The sequence below is a fragment of the Piscirickettsia salmonis LF-89 = ATCC VR-1361 genome (genome assembly GCF_000297215.2).
GTDB classification, from domain to species: domain Bacteria; phylum Pseudomonadota; class Gammaproteobacteria; order Piscirickettsiales; family Piscirickettsiaceae; genus Piscirickettsia; species Piscirickettsia salmonis.
Map to the genome: position 1 here is coordinate 9,524 of NZ_AMFF02000004.1, position 3,392 is coordinate 12,915.

Consider the following 3,392-nt stretch of genomic DNA (forward strand, 5'->3'; position numbering starts at 1 on the left):
CTCCCATTTTTTTAAACTCCAACTTTTTACTTTTCTTGTTTCGTCGGGTGCCATAAAGCGAGTACAAAAATGTGACGAGGCGGGGGGGAAGGAAACAAAGGTCATAGACATTTTATACACCCCTCCCCTGGGGTGATTTTTTACGACCAAAACCACCGTCTTCATTCACTGTTTTACGTGAGTGACAGGACTTACACAGCGCTTGCCAATTGTTTTGATTCCACATCAAATCATGATCACCATCATGCGGCTTAATATGATCCACTTCAGTCGTCGGGATTAGTTTGTCATCTTGTAAGCACTGCTTGCACAGCGGATGATCTTGTAAAAATATCTTACGTTCACGCTGCCACCGCCCCCCATAGCCGCGCTGGGCAGTTGTTTTGCGTGGGGCATGGTATCGATTGCCGTGTTGTTCGTGGTATTCGCAGTAGCGTGCATAGGTTGTGTTATGACATCCGGCATAACAGCAAATTTGCTTAGCACGTCTAGGCAATGTGTAATCTCATAAAAATAATAAATAAAAAAAAAGACCTTGAAAGGTCTTAATGGAATTAAATGTCATTAGCTAGACATGAAAATAACTAGCTTACCTAAAGGCTACAGTTTTTATCATGATAAAAAAATAGTTTTTTCTTACTAAATGATTTTAATCCACCCCCAATAATGTTTTTTTATAGAATTTTATGGCCGCTTAGTGTAGGGTAGTGTTGCACTTCAGATGACGGAGGGCGATTTAAACACCCACGCACATAACTCACTCCCTTACTTAAAAAGCTGTTATATACAGCAACAGATATACGAAAGGTTGCTTGCTTTTTAACCGCTGAGCCGGTTATGCCGTAATGAATCACGAGTATACGTGCCATGGTTTGATCACTCTTGCAATCACTGTGTAAAAGCTCGTTGACGATTCTATCCACTTCCAGTGCATCACTATTGGCAATGTAAGGATCATTACCGCTGTTATTGTTTTGTATGACGACACCGCCGTATTTTTGTATCATGCCAAAAATAGAGTTACTTGAGCCATGCTCTGCGCCTCGCTGTATATAATCGCCCCAATCTGCCAACATACTTCTAACTTGCGTGATATTTAGCATTTTTCAGGCTCCTAGTTGCAATTAAAATAACGGTTCGCACAGACTTAAAATTCTTGAATTTCAAAAGCATTGATAAGTACTTGATTTTGTTAATGGTATATTTTTCTTATCTAACTTTTAGAAAGGTATATCCTCATCTATTTGTTCAATCTCCGACGAGCTATGTTGTGCGTGTAACTGTGCTTGTTTGGCTTTAAACGCTTGTTGGCCCGGTGATGAAGGTTGTGGCGGTGGTGGTTTTGCTGTTTGTATGCGTTCGCCGCCCCCGAGCATTTGCATAGTTTTGCCAACAATCTCAGTCGTATAGCGATCCTTGCCCTGGTTATCCTGCCATTTACGCGTTTTTATCTTGCCCTCAACGTAGACCTGTGCGCCTTTTCTTAAGTAGTCTTTAGCGATATTTGCCAAGCCACTAAACAAGACAACTCGATGCCATTCAATCGATTCATGGTTAACCCCGTGTTGGTCTTGCCATTGCTCTGACGTCGCTACAGACAGCGTTGCAACACTCTCCCCACTTTGCGTGCTTCTAATCTCAGGATCTTGGCCCAAGCGGCCGACAATAATAACTTTATTTACACCGCGCATTTATGGCAGTCCTCTCTGCTTTCTTTGATTTTCTCTTGTATCTTTTCATCAAGCTGCTTCAATATCATGAGAGATAATGACTTATCATCAACAGAGCTCTTAATTACTTGCAATTGAAGATCTATCAGCTGATCAATCAACAAAGTTATAAAGCCAGTAAAATAAAACACTTGTTCACTTTTCTTATCAAGGTTCTCTGTTGTATCAAGCACACTTTTTTTATCAGATCAAAAATCTTATTAAACTCAACCATAGATGTTTTTGCTAATGCTTTTTGTTTTTCATTCACTTAATTATCTCCATTTCTTTGTTTTTAAGCTCTCCGTGAATCAGTTGATTGATCTGCTCATTTGCTTGTAGATTTTCCTCAGCTTCATCTAAAATCAGCATTTGCGTTTTAACGTCATTTGTAACAGACAGCCAAATTGCACATAAAAATAAAGCCACAAACACAACACCAAACCACAAAGACACTGCTGCGATAACATTACAGATAAAAATCGTAAATATACCGAGTAAGATGATTTTGATATGGCGGTTTATTCTTGATTGAATTTTATTATTCAAGTCCATACAGACATCATATTTGCCCTTACTGTAACGCTCTGAAACGATTAACAGCGCTAGACGTTTTTCAGGGGGGTTCTTGATCTAATTGAGTTACCTTGCTAGTCATGATTGCGGCCTAGCTTGTCAAAAAACGCCCCAATAATTACCGATAAAATAATTAAAAAATACGCAGTGATTAAGGCACTGCCCAAATCTGCATTAATCTCATCGGTAAACAAACTTAAGCCCCATTGCACCACATAAACAATCAAGGTACAGGTATAAAGTAATACCACCGTAACGACTAAAAACCGGGTGCCTCGCTCTAGATCATCAGTAATTTTTTTAAATGTATTCATACTCTACGCTTCCCTGATAATTGTTTTTCTGAGTATTTTCGCGTTAAAAATGGCTTGGGAGGGTCGATAGAACGGCAATTAATAACCGCGGTTTTTTGGCTGATAAACTCACGCAGGGCTTTAATGCGTTTTGGTCTCGCATGGACATAGCGATCATATTGCACACGTAAACCCAGCTTGTAGTGCTCTTCAAATAATCTATTACGGGTTTTATAGGGCTGGTCGTAGGCTTTCCATTTTTTTCGACATTCCTCGACACCGGCATTAATCGCTTCGGCAATATCCTCTATGGCTAAATCACGAAATTCCTCAGTAATTAACTGACATTCATAGTTTTCAATCATCAACATGATACTTCTCTAAAACACGTTTGAGTTGGCGAATTGCAATGTATTGACTCACTTGCTGAGTTGAATAACGAAATACTCGCCAGCCGGATTCTGTTGCCGTGTTGTACTTCTCACAGTCGGCCTCAAAGCCTTTACCACGAGTATGACGGCCTTGCGAATAAGCCCCACCTTCCACCTCGACGGCGATTTTTAAATCAGGCCAGGCAAAATCAAAGCGCCACTTGCGTGTCTTGTGAAAGCGATACTCTTGCTCGGGCAAGGTGATTTTTTCTAAACGGCAATGCAGTTTAAACGCGCGCTCACCTGCTGAAACTCTGCTAGGCATGAGCGGGCCTCCCAAGTGCTCCACGCAATTTTGCCAGGTGTTCACTACCACATTGACGGCTTTTAGCCGGTTTATTTTCGATCATCGGTAAAACAACCGGAGGATATGGCAAGCGTTC

Annotated in this window: 8 protein-coding genes; all 8 read right to left on the minus strand. The window is 40.8% G+C overall.

All coding sequences use genetic code 11. The features are described 5' to 3' along the window. Positions 1 to 112: 112 nt before the first annotated feature. The 8 genes from C200_RS00565 to C200_RS00600 all read right to left on the minus strand — a co-directional run bounded on the left by C200_RS00565 (position 113) and on the right by C200_RS00600 (position 3,274). Positions 113 to 496, minus strand: coding sequence for an HNH endonuclease (locus C200_RS00565; protein WP_032126915.1), 384 nt, complete (start codon positions 494 to 496; stop codon positions 113 to 115). 178 nt (positions 497 to 674) lie between these two features. Continuing rightward, positions 675 to 1,103 (minus strand): hypothetical protein, encoded by a 429-nt coding sequence (locus tag C200_RS00570; RefSeq protein ID WP_230383477.1) that lies wholly within the window; start codon positions 1,101 to 1,103, stop codon positions 675 to 677. 117 nt (positions 1,104 to 1,220) lie between these two features. Further along, a complete protein-coding gene (gene ssb, locus C200_RS00575; protein ID WP_032126916.1) occupies positions 1,221 to 1,691 on the minus strand; it encodes a single-stranded DNA-binding protein in 471 nt (156 codons plus the stop codon). Then, on the minus strand, positions 1,679 to 1,903 hold the full coding sequence (locus C200_RS00580; RefSeq protein WP_032126917.1) for a hypothetical protein: 225 nt from the start codon (positions 1,901 to 1,903) through the stop codon (positions 1,679 to 1,681). The genes ssb and C200_RS00580 overlap by 13 nt, the downstream gene beginning before the upstream one ends. 73 nt (positions 1,904 to 1,976) lie before the next feature. Next, a complete protein-coding gene (locus tag C200_RS00585; protein WP_033923627.1) occupies positions 1,977 to 2,264 on the minus strand; it encodes a hypothetical protein in 288 nt (95 codons plus the stop codon). A 95-nt stretch (positions 2,265 to 2,359) separates the two neighbouring features. Next, a complete protein-coding gene (locus C200_RS00590; RefSeq protein ID WP_016210963.1) occupies positions 2,360 to 2,599 on the minus strand; it encodes a hypothetical protein in 240 nt (79 codons plus the stop codon). After that, positions 2,596 to 2,949 (minus strand): hypothetical protein, encoded by a 354-nt coding sequence (locus C200_RS00595; RefSeq protein WP_032126919.1) that lies wholly within the window; start codon positions 2,947 to 2,949, stop codon positions 2,596 to 2,598. The genes C200_RS00590 and C200_RS00595 overlap by 4 nt, the downstream gene beginning before the upstream one ends. After that, positions 2,936 to 3,274 (minus strand): PDDEXK family nuclease, encoded by a 339-nt coding sequence (locus C200_RS00600; RefSeq protein ID WP_032126920.1) that lies wholly within the window; start codon positions 3,272 to 3,274, stop codon positions 2,936 to 2,938. Before C200_RS00600 ends, C200_RS00595 begins: the two co-directional genes overlap by 14 nt. Positions 3,275 to 3,392: the final 118 nt, after the last annotated feature.

Bases quoted from the DNA above. Each gene is read 5' to 3' on its own strand.
- C200_RS00570 (WP_230383477.1), bottom strand. From the start codon at position 1,103: ATGCTAAATATCACGCAAGTTAGAAGTATGTTGGCAGATTGGGGCGAT.
- ssb (WP_032126916.1), bottom strand. From the start codon at position 1,691: ATGCGCGGTGTAAATAAAGTTATTATTGTCGGCCGCTTGGGCCAAGAT.
- C200_RS00585 (WP_033923627.1), bottom strand. From the start codon at position 2,264: ATGGACTTGAATAATAAAATTCAATCAAGAATAAACCGCCATATCAAA.
- C200_RS00590 (WP_016210963.1), bottom strand. From the start codon at position 2,599: ATGAATACATTTAAAAAAATTACTGATGATCTAGAGCGAGGCACCCGG.
- C200_RS00595 (WP_032126919.1), bottom strand. From the start codon at position 2,949: ATGTTGATGATTGAAAACTATGAATGTCAGTTAATTACTGAGGAATTT.
- C200_RS00600 (WP_032126920.1), bottom strand. From the start codon at position 3,274: ATGCCTAGCAGAGTTTCAGCAGGTGAGCGCGCGTTTAAACTGCATTGC.